The following is a 22996-nucleotide window of genomic DNA, read 5'->3' as shown; positions in this document are numbered from 1 at the left end:
CCGCAATTGACGATTTACAAGGCAAACAAAAATGGCTGAAAAGTGGTACAAACAATTCTGGCCCTGGTTTTTAATCACCATTCCGGCGATATCAATGGTACTTGGTTTTACCATCGTCTATCTGGCTGTCACCAGTGAAAACTCCATGGTCTCGGATGATTACTACAAAGAAGGGAAAGCGATAAACCAATCCATCAGTAAAAAGCGTATGGCTAAACAGCTCAACCTCGTTGCGGCGCTAACACTACAAGAAAACCGGATCTATGTGACTTTCCAACAGGCATTGCCACCGGACGCTGCAGCATTAAAACTGGACTTTTTTCATGCCACGTTGCAAGACAAGGACTTTTTTGTCATGTTAACCCGCAACGCTGAAGGCGTTTATTCAGGGGAACTGCGCAATGAAACAAAAGGCAAATGGCGTCTTACCCTGACCCCTTTTGATGAGTCGTGGAAAATCAGAAAAACCGTGTCTTTACCAATTGCCTCTGACATTATTCTGGAGCCTTAATGTACAACGTGGCAACAGGCCATTGTTTTCATTGTAACGAAACAATCCCGGACAACAGTCAGTTTTGCACTGAAGTTTTGCATGAACAGCGACAATTTTGTTGTCCTGGTTGTCTCGAAGTTGCACGTTCCGTTGTCGCTACCGGGTTGGAAGACTATTATAAATTTCGCACGGAACCTGCGGCCAGGGCCGATGCTCTCCCGGATAGTTTGCGCAAAGATATTCAAATTTACGACCTGCCAGAACTCACTGACGAATACATCAGCCAAAACAATCAATTTGCAGAAGTTCAACTTACCGTCGAAGGGTTAAATTGCCCGGCATGCGCCTGGCTTATTGAAAAGCGCCTAAACAGCAACCCGGCAGTGCGAATGGTAGGGGTTGATGTCAGTGCCAGGCGCGCCTCAGTACGCTGGGACAAAGACAGTCTGACATTGAGCCAGCTACTCAACCTGTTTTTTGAAATAGGCTATCGGGCCAGACCCTTTCAACCGGACCAGCATGAAACGATTTTCCAGACGGAAAACAAAAACTTCCTTAAAAAACTTGGACTAGCCGGCCTGCTTACCATGCAGGTAATGATGTTGGCATTTGGACTGTATTTTGGGGTATTTGGGAACCTGGATGCAGAGACGCGTCAGTTTTTGCATTGGGTAAGTCTGATCTTAAGTACCCCTGTGGTTTTTTACTCCGGCTCAGTTTTTATCATCAGCGCGTTAAATGGACTGAGCGCAAAAACCTTAAATATGGACATGCCGGTGAGTATCGCCATTGTAGTAACCTGGGCCAGCAGCGCCTGGGCAACCTTCAATAACCATGGAGAAGTGTTTTTCGAATCAATTTGCATGTTTATCTTTTTATTGCTTATTGGTCGCTACTTCGAACACAAAGGCCGCCAAAAAGCGGTAATTACCGGCAATAACCTCAGTCGTCAGTTACCTCAATTTGCCAGACTCGTCGCTGATGATGGCCAGATTCAGGACGTGCCGGCAAAAACCATCAGGCCCGGACAGCAAATTCAGATCAAAGTTGGCGATACTGTGCCCGTCGATGGCATCATTACTCAGGGCACCACAGAGCTGGACGAAGCGATTCTCACAGGGGAAGCTGCACCGGTGTGTAAAACCATTAATGCCCCCGTTTTTGGCGGCACGATAAATTTATCGGCGCCTATTATCGCCACGGTTAGTACAGCATTAAAAGATTCAGCCATTAACCAGATCAGTCGCGCACAGGAACTGGCTTTTTCACAAAAACCTAAATTTGCTATCGCGGCAGACAAACTCGCCGGAAGTTTTGTTACCCTGGTACTCCTGATTGCCACCCTTACCTTCCTGTACTGGCATCAAAAAGCACCGGCCGACGCACTGTGGATTACGGTTTCGGTATTAGTTGCCACCTGCCCCTGTGCGCTTGGACTGGCTACCCCAACCGCCTTCACCGCAGCCATGAGCAAACTCAATGAAAACGGCCTGGTGATCAAACGTACCGACCTGTTAGAGACCTTAAACAAGGTAACCGTATTTGCCTTTGATAAAACCGGTACGTTAACCCGAGGCCAGCCCAAAGTTCAGCGCTGGGAAAATCACAGTAACCTCTCTGATGAACAGGTACTCTCTGTCGCCGCGTCAATAGAAGCCTATTCAGAACACCCCATCGCTAAAGCCTTTGACAGCGCCACTAACCTTCCCTGTCAGGAGGTCGTAGTTTTCCCGGGAGAAGGGATTGCAGGGGAGCTACACGAAAAGCGATACCGCATCGGTAATTGTCACTTTGCGGGAGCAAATTTTAAGGTACAGCAGGCCGACGTTTATCTGTGCGAAGTAACACTAACCGGAGAACAAATCCCGATAGCTGAGTTTTACCTGGAAGACGCGTTAAGAGAACAAGTCGAGCCCTTTTTCAGACAATTAAATCGCGGCAGATCTGTTTTACTAAGCGGTGACAACCAGCAAAAAGTCGCTATTCTGGCGGATAAATTGTCTATCCCGGAATATCAGTATGGCGTTAAGCCCGTGCAGAAACTGGCGTACCTGCAAACCCTGCAAGCCAAAGGCGAAGTCATTGTAATGGTGGGTGACGGGGTCAATGACGCACCGGTTCTGGCCGGTGCAGATATCTCAGTAGCGGTGAATGGCGCCAGTGATTTCGCCCAAAATGCCGCTGACATTATCATGCTGAAAGACAATTTTTTAGCGATTAACACCTTGCTGGAAGTGTCGTTAAAAACACAACGCATTATTAAGCAAAACTTTGCCTGGGCTTTGGGTTACAATTTGCTGGTACTGCCTTTTGCAGTCAGTGGATTACTTCCCCCCTGGGGTGCGGTCATCGGCATGTCGCTAAGTTCGCTAATTGTGACCTTTAACTCGCTTCGTATTAATACACAAAAAGACAAGTAACATGAGCATTATTTACGTATTGATTCCTTTAGCTATCATTCTGGTACTTGTCGCAATCGCAATCTTTTTTTGGGCGGTACGCAGCGAACAGTTCAAAGACCTTGAGCGTCATGGACACAGTATCTTGTTTGATGATGACGTAAAAGACGCTTCCAAAGCTAAACCTAAGCCACCCAACGAAAAATAGTCTGCTCGTGAACGATCTATTTGCCGCGTTTTTAATCGGGATTGCAGGGAGCGTGCATTGCGGAGCAATGTGTGGTGGGGTTATTGCTGGCTTGAGTTACGCCATTCCGCCTGAAAAACCGCTGTTACCCTATGCGTTAAGCTACAATCTGGGCAGGGTATTCAGTTACAGCCTGGCAGGGTTTATTGCCGGGGCACTGGGCCAGATATTCAGTCACCAGATAGCCAGTGGTGTGGTGGTATTGCAATTAATCAGTGGTGTTTTTTTGTTGTTGCTGGGGGCTTATATCGGTAACTGGTGGCGCCTGCTGACCCGGTTGGAATCATTCGGAGCCCTGTTCTGGCGCAGAATATCGCCATTCGCCAGGCGATTTGTGCCGTTTAAACACCCGATATCCGCCCTGCCCTATGGGTTAATCTGGGGTTGGTTACCGTGTGGCCTGGTTTATTCAACGTTGGCCTGGAGTATCGCCAGCGGTAGTGCCACTGCCAGTGCGCTACAGATGGCAGCCTTCGGCTTAGGCACGCTACCGGCAACCTTATTACTGGCCTTTTCCAGTAATGAACTGCTTAACTTCACCAAATCCCCCAGAGTACGGCAAATCATCGCTATCGCATTACTTTGCTATGGGGCGTTTACCATTGCACAAGCCCTGTCCCATCATTTATAGTAACGATTCAGCGCGAAAAGGGATTGTATTATTCAATGGTAAGTCAAGCTCGTTATCCTCTTCACTGTCAAAACTGTAGCTTCAGTCAGTTGTGCCTGCCCTTTAATTTAAGCAACAACGAAATGGATAAACTGGACGACATCATCCAGCGCAAGAAACCCATCCAAAAAGGTGAAAGACTTTTTGAAACTGGTGACAAACTGAAGGCGCTTTACGCGGTTCGTTCCGGCTCATTTAAATCATATGCCATCAGCCAAAACGGCGAAGAGCAGATTACGGCATTTCATTTACCCGGCGAAGTTATTGGCTTCGACAGTATGTCTGAAGAGGCCCACCAAACCGTTACTCAGGCGTTGGAAACCTCGATGGTTTGTGAGATCCCATTTGCCACACTGGATAAACTGTCTGATGAGTTACCCGCGTTAAGAAAGCAACTTATGCGGCTCATGAGCGCTGAAATTAAGCAAGATCAACAGATGTTTATGCTGCTCAATCAGCGCACGGCTGAAGAGCGCTTAGCTTACTTTTTACATTCGCTGTCGCTGCGCTTTAATCAACGGGGGTTTTCCGCCAATCAGTTTAGGCTCACCATGACCCGCAGTGAAATTGGCAATTTGTTAGGGTTAACGGTTGAAACCATCTCGCGACTATTGTCAAAATTCAACAAGGAAGGAGTTTTAACGGTGGATGGCAAACTAATCAACATCAATAACCCGGCAATTCTGGAAGAAAAGAGCAAAACCTTTGCCCCCGAATGCCGCTAACCGGCAAATTCTTTTTGCAGGTTCTTTGATCTATAACAATAGATAAACTGGCAAAACTTTGATGCTGTTCTTACACTTATAATGTTCTTTTCACCAATTGGGACAATGCTATGAGTGGCTTTAATAAAATTTTAGCAGTGGTTGATCCAACCGAAGAGCAGCAAAAATCACTGGCCCGGGCACTGGAACTGGCCAATAAATGTAATGGTAAGGTGACTGCCTTTCTGTCTATTTACGACTTTTCCTATGATATGACCACCATGTTATCTGTCGAAGAGCGCGAGATCATGCGCCAGGCAGTGGTAGATGACCGTACTGAATGGTTGGTGCAATTAATTGAACAACAACCCAATGCCCATGATATCCACGTGGATGTCAAAGTCGTTTGGCACAATCGTCCCTACGAAAGCATTATCGTAGAAGCCATTGCAGAAAATTACGACCTGATTGTCAAAGGCACACAACAACACGATACCCTAAAATCCGTTATATTTACCCCCACTGACTGGCACCTGCTACGTAAATCACCCAAATCGGTATTACTGGTTAAGGATCACGCCTGGCCTGAAAATGGGGCCATTATTGGCGCGGTAAATGTCGGTAGCGAGGACGAAGCACACATTTCCCTGAACAATCGGATATCAGCCACCAGTCTTGAGATGGGAGGATTGCTCAAAGGACACGTGCATCTGGTCAACTCCTATCCAGGCACTCCGGTAAACATCGCCATCGAAATTCCTGAATTCGATCCGCAAACCTACAATCAATCGGTTAAAAATCACCATGAAGACAACATGCGGCAACACGCTGAAAAGTCCGGAATTGGGGCTGAATTTTGTCATGTTAAGGAAGGATTACCGGAAGATGTGATCCCGGCCATTGCCAAACAACTGGACGCGGAGCTGGTTGTCATTGGCACTGTAGGGCGACAAGGAATATCTGCTGCACTCATTGGCAATACCGCAGAACATGTTATAGATATGCTGGATTGTGATGTACTGGCTCTAAAGCCAGAGGGATTTGAATCACCGGTTAAAGTCTGACAGCAATAATATGCGACAAACAGAAAATTAATGTATACTCTGCCGCCATTTAATATCCGGGCAAACCGATATTGGATGCTTTATTGAGTCAAACGGGTTCAGAGTAATACAGATGTCAGCAGAAGCAGCAACCGCGGTTAATCACTTAACCAAAAGTAAACAACAATACAGCTTTAACAAATTACAAAAGCGCTTGCGTCGATGTGTTGGTAAAGCCATCGCCGACTTCAATATGATTGAAGACGGTGACAAGGTGATGGTGTGCCTGTCAGGGGGTAAAGACAGCTATACCTTACTGGATATCCTGCTTTTTCTGAAAAATATTGCGCCAATCCACTTTGACATTGTGGCAGTTAACCTGGACCAAAAGCAACCGGGCTTTCCCGAACATGTGTTACCTGCGTATCTGGACCAGTTGGGTGTGGATTATAAAATAGTCAATGAAGACACCTACTCCATCGTGAAGGAAAAAATTCCGGAAGGCAAAACCACCTGCTCGCTATGCAGCCGCTTACGGCGCGGCATTTTGTATCGCACGGCACAAGAGTTAGGCGCAACCAAAATAGCCTTAGGTCATCACAGAGACGACATGCTGGAAACCTTGTTGCTGAACATGTTCCATGGCGGTCGAATGAAGTCCATGCCGCCCAAACTGGTCAGTGATGACGGCAAAAATATTGTAATCAGACCACTGGCCTATGCCAGCGAAAAAGACATTGCCAGATACGCAGAAAAAATGGAATTCCCAATCATTCCCTGCAACCTCTGTGGTTCTCAGGAAAATCTGCAGCGCAAGATGATCAAAGGTATGTTACAAGACTGGTCCAGACAATATCCAGGCCGCATCGAAAATATGTTTCGGGCTCTGCAGAATGTCACGCCATCACATCTTGCCGATCCAAACCTGTACGACTTTCAGAGTATCACCACCTCAGACCAGGCCCCGGAAGAAGGCGATATTGCCTTCGACACTCCTGAGTTTAAAGACAACTTCAGCGAAACTGAGGACAGCGACAACGCGGTTAATATTCAGCTGGTTGAGTAACGGACTGGACTGATAGCCCTATAGTTTTTTATATTTATCCCAAACTTATTTGCCGGGCATTACTGATATATAGTGCCACAGAGTAGATTATTCGTTACTTTCAATAACGTCGTTGTTCAACTCAAAAACCAGACCTTGCTCAATATTACGAGCCGTTATTTTCCAACCATGGGCCTGTGCAATTTCCTTACAAATTGCCAGCCCGAGTCCGGCACCATGGTCTCGGCGGTGTTCACCTCGCCAAAAACGCTCAAATATCCGAGGTAAGAGTTCATTCAAAATACCGGGGCCTCTGTCACGAATTGCTATCCGGGATGTTTCGATACAAATATCCACAGCGGTTCCCTTCGGAGCGTGTTGAATCGCATTTTCCAAAAGATTCTTTATCAAAACAAATAATGCCGAACTATCAGCCTGCCATCTAACAGTTGATGTCTGGACAACATTCACGCTTACGTCGGCCTTATTGATCATTGGCTGCAAATAAACAACGACTTCTTTTATGACATCACCAACATTTGTGCTGTCTGGTTTGTAATTTTGTGCTTCGCTCACTTCTGCAAGCATCAATAATTGCTGCACATGCCGAGTCATATGCTCAACATCATTTAACAGCATATCGCGCTCATCACTCTGTTCTTTCAGTTCAATCTGGGCCCGAATTAACGCTAATGGTGTCTTAAGTTCGTGGGCTGCCTGTGCCATAAATTCCTGCTGATTTCGGAAGCCATGTTCCAATCTTTCCAGAACGCGGTTAAAACTCTCAACCATCGGCAAAATTTCGTGTGGAATTCCGTCCGGAGATAACCTTGCTCCCAGCGTACTTGGTGAAATATCAATCGCCGATTCAGACAATTCCCTTAGTGGTTTTAAGGTGTATCCAATGATAACCCAGGCACAAGTACCAAAGATAAAAAACAGAACAATGCTAAATACAACAATGCCCATCATCATAAACGGGAGAGCAAAGGCAGTATGTACAAAAGAATAGAATCTCTCACTAACTGTGATTTGAATGTGCCAGGTGGCGTCACCATTAAGCACAGAAGCAATAACATTATGATAAGAAATTCCGTTATGCTCAGAGAAAAAGTGCCCGGCTTGCGTTGTAGAGGTGGTGTTCTCGGAACCCCACAAACTGTTCATCGATAACTGCGTTTTACCGGTATCGTCTAATACCCGGTAGGCAACATCCTGCGGCATACTTGAAAACACCCAGTTGAGTTCACCATCGGCAATATCCAGTCCAACAGGTAACCCTGATTTGTTAAACTGGATTGTCTTCCCAATTTTAGTAGCAACATCAGAAACATCGAGAATGGCCAAACTGCTTTTATGAAAATAAGACAGCCAAAGAATAACCATTACAACCAATGCAATGCTCAGTACCACCCCAAGCACAAAGGCGAATAGTACTTTTGCACTCAATCGTTGACGCCATTTTTTCTTATTTAAGCGCATAGCCAAGACTTCTCATGTTTACAATTTCCAGCGCAGAGTCTATCGCTAAAAGCTTTTTTCTCAACCGGTGTAACACCACATCTAACGCATTGGGTGTTACAGCATCACTTAACCCCCAACCAGCTGCTTCCAGAGCACTGCGCCGTACAACGTCTCCCTTTTTTTGTATTAACAATAACATTACCTGAAGTTCAGCCGGTGCCAATGAAACACTTTCATTACCACAGCAAATTACACCTTCATCAGGTTTTATTTGTAAGTCTTTAAAACGCGGTTGTAGTGCGATGCTTTCCACTGGCCTTCTTAACAAAGCTCTGACTCTTGCAACCAGCTCTTCCATCGCAAAAGGTTTTGTTAAATAATCATCAGCACCTGTATCTAACCCCTCGATGCGGTCATGCAAAGCATCTCTGGCAGTTAATATCAAACAGGGGATTTTTATGTTTGCGCTTCGAATTCGTTTTACCAATGTCAATCCGTCTCCATCCGGTAACCCTCTATCTAAAATCAAAACTTGATAGCTGATCTGCTGCAATGCTTGCCAGGCCATATCAATGCGAAAGAAAACATCTACTGCTATTCCAGATTTAGACAGTTGCGTTTCAATAATTGACGCTAACCTTTCATGGTCTTCAACCAATAAAACACGGCTCATTAGAATTTATACATATAGAAAATTAATAAATTGTTCTCTGTTGAACTATCTACCAGAGGACTATTAGTTATTTCATTACCCAAACTGGTTACACTGAAATCCAGCATTACCGAATGACTCTGGTCGATCAAATAAGCGGTGCGCAGACCGTATTCAAAATTCACCGTTGCTTCTCCTGTGTAGGCTAAGCGATCACTTCTGACCTCATTACTTCTGACACCGTAATGGAAATTTACAAAGTTGTCATCTAACCAGGTAATTCCCAGATGGGGTGACAGTATTATTTTATTATAAAACATCCAGTTTCTTTCAAAGTTCAAGGTGACGCGGTTAGCCTCTCTATCACCTGAAATGTCAGTCAGCCATTTAGCCTCAACTTCAACCCACGGATTATTCCATTTAACGCCAGCTCCAATGGCAAAGCTTCCTTTACGTTCCTCCATTCCCTGTAGAATTGGAGTATCTTCGGCTTCATCTTCATCGTATCCACCAAAGTCGAACCCGCCAGTTAAACTAAACTCCAGGTGTTGTTCATCATTCAACCTAAACTCCGGCAGTTTAATATCAATATTTGGTCCAAACCAACGTACATATTCGTTTTCGAAAGTGACGATTGGTATTAGCATTGTATCTCTGTCGATGCCCTCAATACTTTGCTGATTGCTGATAGCTGCCAGGCCTACCCCCCAGCCATTCTGACTACCAACCTGTTTAGCGCTGTCGTCTTGATTCGATGGATGGAGCGGCTGCGACGATACGCTGCAAGAAATAACTAGCCCAAGAATGACGACACCTGTTGTGACATCAAAAGACAATTTTTGGTATTGATTCAAGCAAGGTATTAAATTCATTAATATTCACCAACATAAAACAAGTTAACCGCAGCTTCACGCGTATTCACTTACCTGAAACTTACTGTATTAAAAATTTTTCGGTAAGTTTCCTGAAAGTTATTGCAAGTAGAGTATTCCTTGCCCCAAACGAGAGCCGACAGTTTGTACACTGTTACTCAATGGCATAAATGTAATAAAGGAGAGTTTTACTAGTGAAAAGCAAGTGGCGAAATCTTACATTAGTAACCAGTGCTGTAATTATTGCCTTTATCGTCATTACTCTACTGGCCGTAATCATTGACCTCGCTCAGTAATGAATATCTATCATCAATATTGAAAAGTTATCTATTCGAACCAAGTACCCAAATAACACCAATACCAAAACTGAAGTTAGAATTACCTTGAAGGAGAGCACTGTTAACGGAAGCCGCGCCTGAAAAGTTTTGATAACGAACAAAAGCCCCTATCACTAATTGCTCTATGTTTACCGTAATCCCTCCAGAAAGCTCCGTACTGGCATAGCCTGACTGACCAATGTACTCCGGTCGATTTTCATTGGCATATAAACTTGAAACACCATAAAAGTAATCTTGAGCTCCCCCATCAGCCCAATTCAGGGTGAGTTGAGAAGTCCAGGTCATTGGTAAATTGTCTGATACAAGAATTATCCTTTTATGTTCAAATCCCAATCCCATACGGTTACCTACAGACGACAGGTAACTTAGGTCAGTAGCAAAGACTTTGCGCAAATAAATGTGGGTGCGCAGGTAGCCATCTGTATTGTCTTTATCTGTAAAATAATACTCTAGCTTTGGACCAGCCTCTAATGTCCAGTCTAAATCAGGCATCCCTTCACGCACCGTTGAATCATCGCTGTTCACTGGTATTCCGCCAGAGAATGATACATCTAACCCCCAATGTTCAAACTCAAAAATACTGCCGATTAGCCCTTCTCGATCCACCGTTATGTATTCATCTTGATAATAGAAGTAAGGTAGCGGCAGTGCATAATAAACCTGGTCATCAGAGCCTGGATAAGAGGGCAGACTAGCCGCAGCTACTCCGATACCAAACTCATAAACAGGTTCAGCGGATACTGGTGAAATTATCAAAATTGCAAAAAACAGGCTTAAGGTCTTTTTAAACATCAGCCCTCTCTAACAAAAATTTAGATGATTGATTTTCCATATAACTAATATTCTCGCGACATCATTGATATTGTACGAATATATCAATTGTTTAAAAACAGCCTCGTCTCTCCATCCTGTAAGGTTGTAAAGGCACTTTCTTTCACTCCTTGTTCGAGCAGAGCAATACCTAATTCTTTTAGTGGCTGATCAAACGATTCGGATGAAAGTTGAAAAGTACCAAAATGCATTCCAACACTTTGATTTGCGCCAAGATCTTTATGCGCCAGCACGGCTTCAGCAGGGTCCATATGAATGGACTTCATAAAAAATCGAGGGGCGTAGGCACCAATCCCCAGCAAAGCAACATCTGGAGGTCCTAAGCGTTTTCGGGTTTCCGAAAAGTGGCTTGAATATCCAGCATCTCCCCCGAAATAAATGCTTCTTTGCCGGTATTTAATGAAATAACTTCCCCAAAGACTTTTATCCCTATCAAACAAACCTCGGGCAGACGAGTGCTGTGTTGGGGTAAAAGTAATGGTGCTCCCCTCTTCCATTGAAATACTTTCCCACCAATCAAGCTCCTTAACGTTTCTTATGCCGACTGAATTAAGCAGCTTTTTATCTCCAATTGGTACGACAACCACGGGGTTAAACTTATCGCTCAATAGCTTCAGAGTTTTGATGTCCAGATGATCATAGTGATTATGGCTGATTAGAATGAGGTCAATATTGGGCAACTTGCTAATTGGGATTCCCGGCTTTCGAACCCGTTTAGGTCCAATCCAACTTACCGGGCTTGCGCGCTCGGACCACACCGGATCGGTCAAGACGTTAACCCCTGCAAACTGGATCAGAAATGTTGCGTGGTTAACAAAGGTCAAACTGAAATCATCAGGCCCAAGAGTAGCATCAAGCTGAGATACGCCTTTGTTCTCTATCCTATCTGGCCAATCAGGTCTGCCTTCACGCATCATTTGATATATATCAGATAGCCCCGGCGAAAACTGCTTTTGAAGTGTCGGGTTGTAATACTTTTTCCCATCAAAATGGTCAGAACGGCTCTTTCTCTCATTCCCGTCACACCCGATTAAAGGCGTTAAACAAAAGATATGAAGAAATATTTTGCAAATTTTATTTAACACTTTAACCTCAACCACTCTTTGAAAACTTTTCTGCACAACAGTTTTTCAGAACCAATTTATATTATTGATTGAGATTTCTTACTGAAAACTTACAGGTACGATTTTAAGAATGGTGAGCTAACGCGTGAACATCGTATATCCATTAAAATTTATCCGGGAAAAGCGGATAATATGAGGGAGAAATGGATATTGAGAGATTATTTGCAAGTTGAATTTCCTCCCATAGAGCGAGTTCATAAATTGGAAAATATCCGTTTGTATTTATCCTGTCTCCGTTTCCTATTCGAGTGATAATAACGGGCGAATAACGACGCTTAAGTTCACTCAAAAAATCATTATCGAGATAATCAGAATAGCACTCGCTTATAATAATGATGTCTATTTCTGGTAAATCCTCTAATGACTTCTTCTCCTGGATTATTTGGCCGCTAAGCACTGAATATTGAACAAAGGTGTCTGTTGGAAAATAGGGATTAACAATAATATTAGCGTCACCTACTTTAACTAAATAGGTATCATCGTTAGGCAATATTAAACTATTATCCATAGTACTTAATGTAACTTCGTGAAATACCTCTCGTTTTGATTCAAATAACAGCAGCCATACTTTATTGGTGTATATAGGAACCGCACCATTGCATGCAATACTCTGCTCACTTCCCGACGGGTAGCACCTTGCGGCCCCCTTTGAAAAAACTGTTTTTGTTAAGCACAGTACGCTTGCTGCCAGCAAAAAGGGAACAAACAATGGCGTCATTGCATAAATGACCTCTTTTAAAAATCGCATGCGCTTCTCCCACAGGAGCTGTTTTACTGATCACCAGTTAAATTAAACAGATAACACATAGCCTAAAAGAGAATACTTACGGAAAGCTTACTGTGAGGAACGGGTAAGAATGCAGTAAGTTTCCTTTTGCAATTATAGCCTCAACGTCTTAACCACCTATTTTGCCCGCTTTCAGTTGGGCTGATTAACTATTGAGTCTATGAATGACAAATACAGTATCATTTTTAAAATCAAGTACAGCTGCTCTTAAAAACCCCGGGCTTCCGGGAATAGAAAAGTTAAAGTGCTATCTTCACCATTTGAAGCTGCATATCTTAAGCCCTGTAATATTGCTGTTTATCCTGCCAACCGGACAACTAGTGGCAGATGAAAAAACGCAAAACACAGTTCCATCAATGACAGTAACTACTTCAACACCCCGTACTGTGGTATGGCCCAACACGCTAACTATTTATGGTGACATTGCTCCATGGCAAAACGCCAGTATCAGCTCTCAAATCGGTGGTTATCAGCTCGTGGACGTATCAGTAAATATTGGTGACATAGTCAAAAAAGGGCAAATACTGGCCCGTTTTGACCGCTCCTTACTACTTGCTGAACAGGCTGAGCTTGTGGCTGGTTTTGAGCAGGCCAAAGCGGAGTTAACTCGATTGAAAGCGTTAAAAAATAGTAAAGCTGTCAGTGAGCAAGATCTCCTGCAGGCCGAAACTCAAGCAAAAGTTTCAGAGGCTCAGCTGATAAAAAATCAGTTGCAACTAAAGTTTACAGACGTGATAGCGCCAGATGATGGGGTTATCACTTCCCGTTCGGCAACACTGGGAGCTACTATTTCTGTCGGACAGGAGCTCTTCCAATTGATCCGCAAACAACGACTTGAATGGCGAGGAGAAGTCACTCCTGAGCAATTTAACCTCATCAAACCCGGTCAACGTGTAACGTTGCTAATGCCCGATAACACGTCCACAAGTGCCATCATCCGACAAAAATCACCGTACTTTGATAGCAATACACGGCTGGCCACTGTTTTTGCTGATATACCAGAAAATGGCAATGCGGTCGCAGGGATGTTTGTTTCGGGGAATGTATCGCTTGGAATGAGCGAAGCCTTAATAGTACCTGCTAAAAGCGTCGTAATTCGGGATGGTCGCACTTATGTGCTAGCAATAAACGAAGATAAAGACATCACTAAAGTTTCGCTTCATTTTGTAGAAACAGGGCGAAGAAAAGATAGTGATGTAGAAATAATATCGTCATTTAAAAACGTCGAAAAGATCGTTGTAGAAGGTGCGGGTTTTCTCTCTGAAGGCGATATTGTTCGGATCGTCTCACAAGCAGAAATGGTTGAGGTGCAATAGACATGAATTTTGCCACCTGGTCAATACGAAACCCAATCCCATCCATTCTGTTATTTATTCTTCTGACCTTTGCTGGTTTCTGGGGATTTAACAGTCTACCTACTCAGAACCTACCAGACCTCGATTTACCGATGGTTACTGTATCGTTAACTCAACCAGGCGCCGCACCAGCACAGCTTGAGACAGAGGTAGCGAGAAAGGTAGAAGACTCTTTAGCTACGCTCAGTGGGCTAAGACATTTAAGGACCTCAATTACCAATGGTGCGATCTCTATTCAGGTAGAGTTCGTACTGGAAAAAAGTCTGTCTGATGCACTTATTGAAACAAAAAATGCAGTCGACAGTGTTCGCTCTAATTTGCCAACAGAACTTCAGGAACCTACCGTTTCGGCGCGCAGGAGTATTGGTGGTGCTGTTCTCACTTATGCAGTGTCTTCTTCTAGGTTGGATGAAGAAGCCTTGTCTTGGTTTATAGATGACACTTTAGCTAAAACCGTTATGTCTGTATCTGGTGTTGGCAGGTTCGAAAGAGTTGGTGGCGTTACCAGGGAAATATTGATTGAATTAGATCCAGTAAGAATGGCTGGTCTAAACGTAACAGCAGCTGATATCTCCCGAGCCCTTCGAAACGCACAGCAACAATTGTCGGGTGGTCGCTCCCAAATCGGAGAAGAAGAACAATCTGTCAGAGTTATCGCTACCGTTCAACAAGCCCAACAGTTACGTGAATTGCCTGTAACTTTATACGATGGGCGCCATTTGCGACTGGACCAAGTCGCAACGATATCTGATGGTATCGCCGAGCGCACTCAGACAGCTCGGCTTAATGGCGATTCTGTTGTCGGGTTTAGCGTGTATCGTGCAAAAAGGTTTGATGAGGTTAAAATTGCACAAAACGTGCGCAAAGCCCTGGCACAGCTTCAGTTGGATGACCCAACTTTCAAATTGACGTTCATTTCCGGATCTGTAGATGAAACCACAGAGCAATATAAAGCCTCTATGACCATGCTGTATGAAGGTGCACTTTTGGCAATCCTCGTGGTCTGGTTTTTCCTGCGTGACTGGCGGGCCACAATAATTTCGGCCACCGCGTTACCTCTGTCCATTCTCCCTGCATTTGGGGCGATGGCATTATTGGGCTATTCACTGAATACTGTCACGTTGCTTGCTCTTGCCGTTGTGATAGGCATTTTGGTTGATGATGCAATTGTCGAAGTTGAAAACATTGAACGCCATCGCCATATGGGGAAACCACTTCGCCAAGCCGCTGAAGATGCAGTAAATGAAATTGCTTTAGCTGTCATTGCAACCACCCTTTGTCTGGTTGCTGTGTTCATGCCAACTGCTTTGATGTCTGGAATTCCAGGTATGATGTTCAGACAATTTGGGTGGACGGCAGTCATTGCCGTCCTGACATCATTGTTGGTCGCTCGACTACTGACGCCTATGATGGCTGTACATTTGTTGAAAAGCGAACCGACTCAACCACAATCAGATGGAAAAGTAATGCGCTTCTATTTGTTGGTGGCAAATTGGTGTTTGATACACAGGCGCACAACGCTTGCCGGAGCCACACTTTTTTTCATTGCTTCAATGGCTCTGGTCCCTTTTTTACCGTCAGGATTTGTTCCCCCATCTGACAGTGGTTATACCTCTATTAATGTTGAACTGCCGCCGGGAAGTACACTGGCTAACACCCTAAACGTGACAGAAAAAGTGCGCACAGCGTTGCATGAGATCCCGCATATTAAAGACGTTTTTACCACTGTTGGATTAGCACAACAAGCCGGTCCAGGTACAGTGCAGGCAGGTGATGTGCGAAACGGTACTCTAACTCTGATTTTGCAACCCAGAAGCCAAAGGCCCCGGCAAATAGACATTGAAAACGCGGTTAGAAAAACACTCATTCATGTCCCCGGAGCACGATTTAGTATGAGTGGTGGTGGACCGGGCGAAAAACTGCAAATTATTCTGGCCAGTGATAATGAACACGCGTTAAAAGCTAGTGCACGTGCACTGGAGCGAGAGTTACGAGGAATTGAGCAACTTTCCAACATCACCTCTACCGCGAGCCTTGAACGTGGTGAGATTGTCGTTACACCAGATATGAATCGCGCTGCAAAACTTGGCGTGACAACTTCGGATTTAGCAGAGGTTATACGAGTAGCGACGAATGGTGACTATGATAATCAGGTTGCAAGGCTTAACCTCGACAATCGACAAGTCTATATTCGAACCCGGATGCCTTCCACTCAGCGTGAAAGTATCGAGGCGTTATCGAACCTGAGAGTCCACAGTGCGTTTGGCCTTATTCCAATTTCCAGTATTGCTGATATTTCTCTACAAAGTGGCCCAACTAAAATTGAACGGTATGACCGGCAACGATATATCACCATAAGTGCCGACCGCGGCGGCATGCCTTTAAGCGAAGCGCTTGCAGAAACTATGCAATTGCCAAGTGTTGTAAATATGCCCTCTACAGTGGAGCTAATTCAAGATGGTGATGCTGAGATTGCCGCAGAGTTCGCACTTGGTTTTGGAATGGCAATATTGGTCGGTATATTCTGCGTGTATTCAGTATTGGTTCTGCTTTTTAAAGATTTTTTCCAACCAGTAACCATCCTTTCTGCCATACCCTTGTCAATTGGGGGGGCATTTCTGGCACTCCTTGTTACCGGTAGTGAGCTAAATGTGCCTTCGATGATTGGCCTGGTGATGCTGATGGGTATCGTAACTAAGAACTCTATATTGTTGGTGGAGTATGCAGTTTTAGGTATCGAAGATAGAAAACTGTCATTAAACGAAGCACTGTTCGATGCTTGTCATAAAAGAGCACGACCAATTGTAATGACAACCATCGCTATGATCGCCGGTATGTTGCCTATAGCCCTGGGATTCGGCGCAGACTCCAGTTTCCGAAGTCCTATGGCGATGGCCGTAATCGGCGGTCTGCTTACCTCTACTTTCCTTAGTCTGATTGTTGTACCGGTGGTATTCACCTACGTAAATAGTCTGGAAAGGCGCTTAATGACACTATTCAGTAAATCTCATAATGAAAATGTGAGCACGACGGAAATAACATCATGAATTTTTTGGACCCCATTTCATATTGCAAAAACGCAAAAGCATTCATCCAATTCATTATGATGAACACGATCTGTTTACTTTGTGCTTGTGCAACAATAGAGAGAGTCGAAACATCGGTTGAACCAAAGTCTTTTGAAGAATATCGGAACGAGACACTGACCTATATGCGTGAAGCTCGCAAATTTCAACTTGTAGATACAGAGTCCGAACTTCAGTGGAATGCGCCGAAACAATGGACTCCTGAGTCTCTCGGTGTAAACGGAAAACCTGAACGGGGCATTTTGTTCGTTCATGGCTTAGGCGATTCCCCATGGTCTTTCACTGATTTGGGAAAGCAACTTGCCGAACAAGGTTTCCTGGTTCGAACCGTGTTATTGCCGGGCCATGGCACCAGCCCTTATGACATGCTAAATGTCACCGCAGAAGAATGGATTAGAATAGTTTATGAACAAGCTAAACGCCTAACTGAAGATGTTGAAGGGGATGTATTTCTGGGAGGTTTTTCTACTGGCGCAAATATCGTATTGGATTACGCTTACAAACACCCTGAAATTGCCGGATTAATATTTTTTTCGCCGGGTTTTAAAAGTATGCCCTTTGACTGGCTGGCTCCATTGGTGTCAAAAGTGATGCCCTGGATAATTGAACCAGGGGAGAATATACCGATGCAAACGCCCATCAGGTACATGAACGTTCCAACCAATGGTTACACTCAATTCTATCGAACAAGTGTCAATGCCAGAAGATTGCTGGAACACAAATACGATAGACCGGTGTTTATGGCCGTTGCTGAACACGATTCTGTGCTGGATACAAACTATCTGCTTAAAACGTTTCAGAATCGCTTTATGCATCCTAAGAGTCGACTAATCTGGTACGGCAAAGAACCTGAAAACATCTCTGCTCCAAACAGGATACTGGTGCGTGACGACAACTTGCCCGAAGAACGTATTAGTCAATTCTCCCATATGGGGTTACTGTTTTCACATGAAAATCCTCTGTATGGAAGAAATGGAACACAACGGATTTGCCTGAACGGTATGAATAGTGAATCCAGGCTTGCCTGTGAAAACGGCGCTGAAGTCTGGTTCTCTGCATGGGGATATGAGGAGAAAGACAAGGTACATGCCAGGCTTACCTACAACCCTTACTTTCAGTGGCAAACTTCGGTATTACTGGAAGTGCTAAACGATAAATAAGTATGAGGGTAACTGTTAATTCTCATCGTAAGATTTGAGTAAGTTAAAGGCGGATAAGCTGTCTCCCTAACAACTGTAGGAGACCCCCATGAACAAGGCACTTATCCATCTTTTTTGCATGATATTAGCCACAACGCATGCATATTCTCAAGCAAATGACATAGATCAAACTGACCCATACTCAATGATTAGCCAGGTCGCAAACCAGACCTTTATGCGAATAAAAGACCAACGAGCAGATATTCAGTCCAATCCGGGTATGATCGATGAAATCGTGGAACAGGAACTATTGCCTTATGTCGACTACAAATTTGCAGCTCTAAAAGTCCTTGGTAAACACTTTAAAGATTATGAAAAAGAAAAAATAGCCGCATATATGGAAGTTTTCCGAAACTATTCAACTTCTGTGTTTTCCAATGCTTTACGTTTTTATAATGACCAAAACATTGAATTTGAAACGAATGAAGATTTCTCCGGCAAAAAGTATGTAACTGTTCGCGCGTTGCTAAAAGAAGGTACCAAAACCACAAAACTGGCATTTAGTGTCAGAAAAGACAATAAATCGCAACACTGGTATGTTTATGACATAAACGCCGAAGGAATCAGTATGATTTCCAGCCTTCAAAGTCAATTTTCCCCTATTTTACGAAAAGAAGGTTTGGACAGCCTGATGCAAGTAATGATAAGCCGTGAACATTAGCTATGGTAATAGCACCAATTGCGCTAATCATGATTTTTTAGCAAAACCTGAATTAGTTCAAGGACTCATACGCATAATGCGGCGAGCCAAAATTGGCGATTTTAAAATTGTTTAATCATTCGGGTAGCCATTATTGGGTTAATGCAGTAATACGTTGTACACCCTCTAAACGAATTTCGTTAGGTAGCTTAGGCAGACTCGCGGCCTCCACATGCCAGTGGCCACTATTAAAGGTACTCAGTGCTTTAAAGGCTTCGGGGACAAGGCTATCGTCAGCAACGGTAATTTGCAGCCCCGTCGCTGAGGGCATCATAAAAGACAAAAAGCTCCCCATTTTGTCGAAAAAGCGTTGAAACGCGGCCATCAACATGCCCAGTTCCGCAGCATCCACCCCGTCCTGAAATAGTGCTGGTTTGGCTTCCAGTAATACCGATAAATCACAGCGGTTTTCGGGTTCCGATAATTTGATAAACAACCTAGCTTTAGCCAACTTTAACGCTTTTTCAGTGGGCAGCACAAAACGATTATTGGCCATCACATCCACCGGAATGTCCATTTTGTCAGTATTGATCATAACGCTCTGAACCTGGCACAGATCCTTGCTTTGCACATTCACAAAACCAAAGGCAAAATGCAGCGGTTGTAACTCTTCATCATCCAGTTTTCTTAAATGGCTGTAAAAATCACTGTAATCCAGATGCAACTCTCCGGCCTGTGCGGCTAACAATGGAAAAGCCACACATACTGCTGTAAGCCATTTAACTATTTTCAATTTTTCTTTCCTGTGAATGAATATGTTTGCGATTAACTCTGATCATTGCCTGTAGTTCCTCGACGTAAGCCTGGCCTCGCTCGGAATAATGCAAAAGTCCTTCGGCCAACATCTCAGCGGTAATAGGTTGCTGTGTTTGCCGTAATATCGCCCGAATGTAGCGCAAATCACGGTACGCAAAATGACGGTTCAGGGTGTTTAAATATTTAGCGACCCCTTGCGCCAGGTTAGTATATTTAGCCACTTCGTGATTCATGTCATCATCTCTGCGACGCGGCACAAAACCGCAGCCTTTGCGGTAGCACCACATACCAAAAAAGTTGAAGCCCTGGCGGGCAAAACGCGATGTTCCCCAGGCAGATTCATTCGCCGCCTGGACCAGAACCAGTTCTTTGGGAATGACATCCACTTTAATCAATAATTTTTCAAAAAAAGTGTCATCTAACTTTTTGAATTGCACACCGTAGGTTTTTGCCAGCGCAGTTAACCTGTCAAGCTGTGCTTCACTGAGCGCCTGAGTCACGCGCCCCTGGCTTTGCCATTGGCTATACAAGGCCAGGATTAATGTGCGTTGTGACAGGATGATTTCATTTTGTCGGTCAACTTCCGGACTCAGGTATTCAAAAAATGCCCTTTTCTTTTCGGTAACATTTTTAAATTTGCTAAAATCTGGCACGGTAACGGCGACAACCGGCAAAGGGTTGGTTTCTACTACCGGCACTTTGGGTGGGATAAAAAAAGGATACAAAAAGGACACCACGCCGATTAAGGTCACACCACCTGTCCACAAACGGGTTCGAAGCGATTTATGCATCGAAATGCTCGTCCCGGCCGGTGCGGCTGTCCGATCTGACTTCACGCTGGGCTGCTACATTAGCCGGACTAGAAGTTACCTCGAATTCTTTCACTGTTTCTCCCGCTTGCTGGTTTTCCACACCAAAGATATCTCTGTACAGTATCCCTTTTACATTGTAGTAAAAAGGTGAAACCCAAATGATGGCAATACCAAAAGTAATAATCACCAACACAAACAAGGCGGCGAAAACGCCGTAAAGCTTAACGAAGCTCAACCATTGATGATTTACCACTTTAATAGAAGTAAATATAGCTCGTGCAGGTAACATTTTCTTTTCCAACACCAAAGGTATCGCAAATCCGGTTGCCACCATCAAATACAATCCTGGCACTATTAGCAGCAATAAACCAATTTGAACCAATGCTGCCGTCATAACAGCAGTGACCGTAATAGTCAGGCTGCGGTTAACAAACTCAAACAGATTTGAAAGCTTGTTCTTTCCGCCAACACTGGCGTTAATACCCATCATCATTAACCCTGCTGCTAACGGTGTTATCAGTATCACCATAAGCAAATCCAATCCCAATCTGAAGCCAGGGTCGTTCGGATCGATGCCCTTTAAATCGGAAATATACCGCCCGGCACTCATAACCATTAAGGCCACCACAATCATGATAATTACTCCCTGTACCATGGAGGCTTTATCAATTTGCGTCAACTCCCAACCACTGCGCAAAACTTGTTTTAGATCAAAGTGATAATCCCCATTAAGAGCTGACTGCAACTTTCCCTGTGGCTTTTTAAACTGATTTTCAGACAACGATTTAAACCTTGAGTAATTAAAACGCGACTAGTATACCAGCATGTATTTGGAATGCATTGAAGGTTTGAAGTAACAAGGTTTAACGCAAGTTTTTGCATTGGTAATTTTTGCAGAGAATTAGTCAAATTCGCCATTTAATAGGCCGTGAAAACTAGCCATCAACTAAAGATAAATATAAGCCGTTGTTTTTACTATATTTTTAACGTGGCACTGTAATTGCCATTATTAAAAATAATGTTAATCGCAAATAACGCTGTTACTCATAGAGCAATAACAAATCTGCTATGCCATTGGAAATGTACTAGCAGAACCGCCACATCGGAGAAATAAATGAAAACTAAAATCGCCCTGATTATCGCCGCAACATTGGTCACTCAAACGAGCTTTGCAAAAGACAAAGTGAATTTGCAACAAAGCATAAAACTCACGGCGGAGAGCACAGTCCATTTTGACGTACCGGTAGGTAGCCTGAACATCGAAACCTACAATGGTGACACCCTGGAATTAGACATAGAAGTAAAAGAAGCCGACAGCGACTGGTTTAGCTCTGCAGATTTGGAAGATGTGGAACTAACCATTGATCAACGGGACAACGCCGTTTTATTAGAAATTGACATGGAAGATGTTGTACAAAAATGGTCAGTACGCATCCCAAAAAACATACACCTTGATATCGACCTCGGCGTTGGTGAAGTTGAAATTGACGATTTTGAAAGAACTGCAACCATCGATGTTGGAGTTGGTGAAGTTGATATTGATTTAGAAAATGACAACTACCGCCTGATTGATTTGGAAACCGGCGTGGGTGACGTTGATTTGCGGGGGTTTAACAATATTGATCGGGAACGGAATCTGGTAAACGAATCGATTCGCTGGCGCGGGAAAGGCGAATATGATCTTGAAATTGAAGTGGGTGTGGGTGAAATCAACGTTCAGGAATAATAGTAATTTCTCTCCCGTTATACGCTGATTTAGCGTAGTTCGCCCCCTCTTAGGGGGCTTTTTCTGACTAATGATTGATGGTACCAAATCTGCCTTGTTGGTAATCCCTGACCGCCTGACGTAATTCTTCCTGAGTATTCATGACAAAGGGGCCCATGTGCGCAATTTTCTCCTTGATAGGATTGCCTTTAAAAAGCAATAACCCGGCACCGTCTTCACCGGTTTCAATGCTGTTAACTTGACTGGCATTAAGGCTCACAAATTCTCCTTCCGTAGCTCCCCAAATACTGCCCTGATAAAGATAAGCCCCCAAAAATCCGGCCTGTTTGGCATCGATATTCAACACTGAGTTTGGCTTAAGTTGCAAATCTGCAATCGCACTATCAGCCGCCAGATCTGCCAGTGGACTATCATAGCTTTCACCATTCAGTTGCCAACGTCCCGCCAGTATTTTCACTATCCCTTGTGACAGGCTAAATTCTGGAACCGGGATGTCGCTACTGTCCTGGTAACGGGCCGGACGTAACTTGTCCTTTGCCGGCATGTTCAGCCAAATCTGAAAGCCGTGCATACCTTCTTTGCTATCTGCCAGTGGCATCTCCGAGTGGATTACCCCATAACCGGTACTCATCCACTGCACGTCTCCGGCTTTGATTGCCTTTTTGTTGCCCATCTGGTCCTGGTGTTCAAAGC

Annotated in this window: 22 protein-coding genes; 12 read left to right on the top strand and 10 right to left on the bottom strand. The window is 44.1% G+C overall.

Annotation, left to right across the window (positions count from 1 at the left end; all coding sequences use genetic code 11):
• The first annotated feature begins 31 nt into the window (after nucleotides 1-31).
• The 7 genes from LJ740_RS01345 to ttcA all read left to right on the top strand — a co-directional run bounded on the left by LJ740_RS01345 (nucleotide 32) and on the right by ttcA (nucleotide 6622).
• Nucleotides 32-511 (top strand): FixH family protein, encoded by a 480-nt coding sequence (locus tag LJ740_RS01345; RefSeq protein WP_229527248.1) that lies wholly within the window; start codon nucleotides 32-34, stop codon nucleotides 509-511.
• A complete protein-coding gene (locus LJ740_RS01340; RefSeq protein ID WP_229527247.1) occupies nucleotides 511-2913 on the top strand; it encodes a heavy metal translocating P-type ATPase in 2403 nt (800 codons plus the stop codon). Before LJ740_RS01345 ends, LJ740_RS01340 begins: the two co-directional genes overlap by 1 nt.
• Nucleotide 2914: 1 nt before the next feature.
• Entirely contained in the window at nucleotides 2915-3100 is a 186-nt protein-coding gene (gene ccoS / locus LJ740_RS01335) for a cbb3-type cytochrome oxidase assembly protein CcoS (RefSeq protein WP_229527246.1), read from the top strand.
• Nucleotides 3101-3107: 7 nt separating this feature from the next.
• On the top strand, nucleotides 3108-3770 hold the full coding sequence (locus tag LJ740_RS01330; RefSeq protein ID WP_229527245.1) for a sulfite exporter TauE/SafE family protein: 663 nt from the start codon (nucleotides 3108-3110) through the stop codon (nucleotides 3768-3770).
• 35 nt (nucleotides 3771-3805) lie between these two features.
• Complete coding sequence (fnr, locus tag LJ740_RS01325) at nucleotides 3806-4534, top strand: fumarate/nitrate reduction transcriptional regulator Fnr (RefSeq protein WP_229527244.1); 729 nt, start codon at nucleotides 3806-3808, stop codon at nucleotides 4532-4534.
• A gap of 110 nt (nucleotides 4535-4644) precedes the next feature.
• On the top strand, nucleotides 4645-5577 hold the full coding sequence (gene uspE, locus LJ740_RS01320; protein ID WP_229527243.1) for a universal stress protein UspE: 933 nt from the start codon (nucleotides 4645-4647) through the stop codon (nucleotides 5575-5577).
• Between the two features lie 112 nt (nucleotides 5578-5689).
• Entirely contained in the window at nucleotides 5690-6622 is a 933-nt protein-coding gene (gene ttcA / locus LJ740_RS01315) for a tRNA 2-thiocytidine(32) synthetase TtcA (RefSeq protein WP_229527242.1), read from the top strand.
• 87 nt (nucleotides 6623-6709) lie between these two features.
• Here the strand turns inward: ttcA and LJ740_RS01310 are convergent, their stop codons facing one another.
• From LJ740_RS01310 to LJ740_RS01285, 6 genes are all read right to left on the bottom strand, one after another.
• Nucleotides 6710-8083, bottom strand: a complete 1374-nt coding sequence (locus LJ740_RS01310; RefSeq protein ID WP_229527241.1) for a sensor histidine kinase — start codon at nucleotides 8081-8083, stop codon at nucleotides 6710-6712.
• Nucleotides 8070-8738, bottom strand: coding sequence for a response regulator transcription factor (locus tag LJ740_RS01305; protein WP_229527240.1), 669 nt, complete (start codon nucleotides 8736-8738; stop codon nucleotides 8070-8072). The genes LJ740_RS01310 and LJ740_RS01305 overlap by 14 nt, the downstream gene beginning before the upstream one ends.
• Entirely contained in the window at nucleotides 8738-9589 is an 852-nt protein-coding gene (locus LJ740_RS01300) for a MipA/OmpV family protein (RefSeq protein WP_229527239.1), read from the bottom strand. The genes LJ740_RS01305 and LJ740_RS01300 overlap by 1 nt, the downstream gene beginning before the upstream one ends.
• Before the next feature lie 323 nt (nucleotides 9590-9912).
• Nucleotides 9913-10719, bottom strand: a complete 807-nt coding sequence (locus LJ740_RS01295; RefSeq protein ID WP_229527238.1) for a MipA/OmpV family protein — start codon at nucleotides 10717-10719, stop codon at nucleotides 9913-9915.
• Nucleotides 10720-10802: 83 nt separating this feature from the next.
• A complete protein-coding gene (locus LJ740_RS01290; RefSeq protein WP_229527237.1) occupies nucleotides 10803-11843 on the bottom strand; it encodes an MBL fold metallo-hydrolase in 1041 nt (346 codons plus the stop codon).
• A gap of 142 nt (nucleotides 11844-11985) precedes the next feature.
• Nucleotides 11986-12630 carry an MBL fold metallo-hydrolase gene (locus LJ740_RS01285; RefSeq protein WP_229527236.1) on the bottom strand — a complete coding sequence of 215 codons (645 nt, stop codon included), beginning with the start codon at nucleotides 12628-12630 and terminating at the stop codon, nucleotides 11986-11988.
• Nucleotides 12631-12833: 203 nt separating this feature from the next.
• On the opposite strand from LJ740_RS01285, the gene LJ740_RS01280 reads away from it, so the two are divergent.
• The 4 genes from LJ740_RS01280 (at nucleotide 12834) to LJ740_RS01265 (ending at nucleotide 18970) form a co-directional block, all read left to right on the top strand.
• Complete coding sequence (locus tag LJ740_RS01280) at nucleotides 12834-13985, top strand: efflux RND transporter periplasmic adaptor subunit (protein ID WP_229527235.1); 1152 nt, start codon at nucleotides 12834-12836, stop codon at nucleotides 13983-13985.
• A 2-nt stretch (nucleotides 13986-13987) separates the two neighbouring features.
• Nucleotides 13988-17071 carry an efflux RND transporter permease subunit gene (locus tag LJ740_RS01275; protein WP_229527234.1) on the top strand — a complete coding sequence of 1028 codons (3084 nt, stop codon included), beginning with the start codon at nucleotides 13988-13990 and terminating at the stop codon, nucleotides 17069-17071.
• 164 nt (nucleotides 17072-17235) lie between these two features.
• On the top strand, nucleotides 17236-18270 hold the full coding sequence (locus tag LJ740_RS01270; RefSeq protein ID WP_229527233.1) for an alpha/beta hydrolase: 1035 nt from the start codon (nucleotides 17236-17238) through the stop codon (nucleotides 18268-18270).
• Between the two features lie 88 nt (nucleotides 18271-18358).
• Complete coding sequence (locus LJ740_RS01265) at nucleotides 18359-18970, top strand: MlaC/ttg2D family ABC transporter substrate-binding protein (RefSeq protein ID WP_229527232.1); 612 nt, start codon at nucleotides 18359-18361, stop codon at nucleotides 18968-18970.
• 130 nt (nucleotides 18971-19100) lie between these two features.
• Here LJ740_RS01265 and LJ740_RS01260 read toward each other — a convergent pair whose 3' ends face one another.
• From LJ740_RS01260 to LJ740_RS01250, 3 genes are read right to left on the bottom strand one after another with little or no spacing between them, the layout of a single operon-like run.
• Nucleotides 19101-19742 (bottom strand): DUF2987 domain-containing protein, encoded by a 642-nt coding sequence (locus LJ740_RS01260; protein ID WP_229527231.1) that lies wholly within the window; start codon nucleotides 19740-19742, stop codon nucleotides 19101-19103.
• On the bottom strand, nucleotides 19729-20556 hold the full coding sequence (locus tag LJ740_RS01255) for a glucosaminidase domain-containing protein (RefSeq protein ID WP_229527230.1): 828 nt from the start codon (nucleotides 20554-20556) through the stop codon (nucleotides 19729-19731). The genes LJ740_RS01260 and LJ740_RS01255 overlap by 14 nt, the downstream gene beginning before the upstream one ends.
• The gene (locus tag LJ740_RS01250; RefSeq protein WP_229527229.1) at nucleotides 20549-21358 is read right to left on the bottom strand and encodes a DUF2189 domain-containing protein; all 810 of its coding nucleotides are present in this window, start codon (nucleotides 21356-21358) and stop codon (nucleotides 20549-20551) included. Before LJ740_RS01250 ends, LJ740_RS01255 begins: the two co-directional genes overlap by 8 nt.
• Before the next feature lie 333 nt (nucleotides 21359-21691).
• Between LJ740_RS01250 and LJ740_RS01245 the strand changes: the two genes are divergently transcribed.
• The gene (locus LJ740_RS01245) at nucleotides 21692-22303 is read left to right on the top strand and encodes a hypothetical protein (protein ID WP_229527228.1); all 612 of its coding nucleotides are present in this window, start codon (nucleotides 21692-21694) and stop codon (nucleotides 22301-22303) included.
• Nucleotides 22304-22370: 67 nt separating this feature from the next.
• On the opposite strand, the gene LJ740_RS01240 is transcribed toward LJ740_RS01245, so the two are convergent.
• Nucleotides 22371-22996 (bottom strand): pirin family protein (locus LJ740_RS01240; RefSeq protein ID WP_229527227.1); only part of this gene is annotated, 626 nt, incomplete at its 5' end.

Source organism: Planctobacterium marinum (assembly GCF_020687805.1).
GTDB lineage: Bacteria > Pseudomonadota > Gammaproteobacteria > Enterobacterales > Alteromonadaceae > Planctobacterium > Planctobacterium marinum.
The sequence above is the reverse complement of the archived record's forward strand: the minus strand, read 5'-3'. Positions and strand labels throughout refer to the sequence as shown.